Source organism: Psychrobacillus vulpis (assembly GCF_006861825.1).
Classification (GTDB): Bacteria; Bacillota; Bacilli; order Bacillales_A; family Planococcaceae; genus Psychrobacillus; species Psychrobacillus vulpis.
In genome coordinates, this window is record NZ_VDGI01000066.1 from 1 (window position 1) to 964 (window position 964).

The 964-nt window shown below is 35.5% G+C and carries 1 protein-coding gene; it reads left to right on the forward strand.

The features are described 5' to 3' along the window. Positions 1-224: 224 nt before the first annotated feature. Positions 225-791 carry an NUDIX hydrolase gene (locus FG384_RS19585; RefSeq protein WP_142644352.1) on the forward strand — a complete coding sequence of 189 codons (567 nt, stop codon included), beginning with the start codon at positions 225-227 and terminating at the stop codon, positions 789-791. The last annotated feature ends 173 nt before the right edge of the window (positions 792-964 follow it).

Consider the following 964-nt stretch of genomic DNA (forward strand, 5'->3'; position numbering starts at 1 on the left):
GATTAGCTATATTTTGTGAATGATGACTAGGAGGAGCCGTGTGCGTAAATAGCGCAAGCACGGTTCTGTGAGGGGGGTGGAACACAATCTACCGAAAGGTAGAGAGGTTCCCTTCTACTCGACTAGTGAAATAGGAAATAAAAAACGAGAATAGAATATAAACATTGAAGATTAGGATTCATATCAATTAATAAACATTAAATTATTTTAGGGGAGTGAGTGACATTAATATTAATCAAGATGTAAAAACGTCGGGTGCTTACGTTTTATATCGGGGGCTGTTTATTTTTCAGGTTGGTCCTACAGAAGAGGGAGATAAACTTGGAGTAGTTAGACTTGGTGGGCATAAAGAATTTGAAGAAACCGCATTAGAGACAGCTAGGCGTGAAGTTTTTGAAGAGGCTTCAATGAAAATAACTCCAATAAATTCTCCAATAACTTATCATATGAGTGAGTGGGGAAATAAGCCTTCCATAATACGGTTAGGCGAGGAAATAGCTCCAATTTTAGTTAAAGGAAATGAGCAGGAATCTTTATCGATAATGTATCTTTCCTACTCTGAAAATGAACCAAATCCCTCTTCAGAAACTAATGGACTTCTACTACTAACTCCAGAAGATGTTCATTTTATCTGTAATAATAAAATTACTTTAAATGATTTTATTAAACAAAATGGAAAAGCGATATTAAAAGGAAATATAAATAGAGATTTATTTTTAACACCCTTTCCTCAACTATTATTTCTTTCAAAATTGTTAAAAGAACATCCAGATTTATTCATCATAAAATAAAATCAATTAAATGAGGATGTTTGTGAAATTATACACTTAAACTAACGTGTGCTTGTGCGGCCGAGCCTAGGTCGTATCATATAGCGGGTGGGATTCCCGTCGAGAAAGAACTAGCCATTCACTCGTAGCGAGTCTTGGAGGGCTAATGGTAACATTAGCCTTTAAGCGTAGAC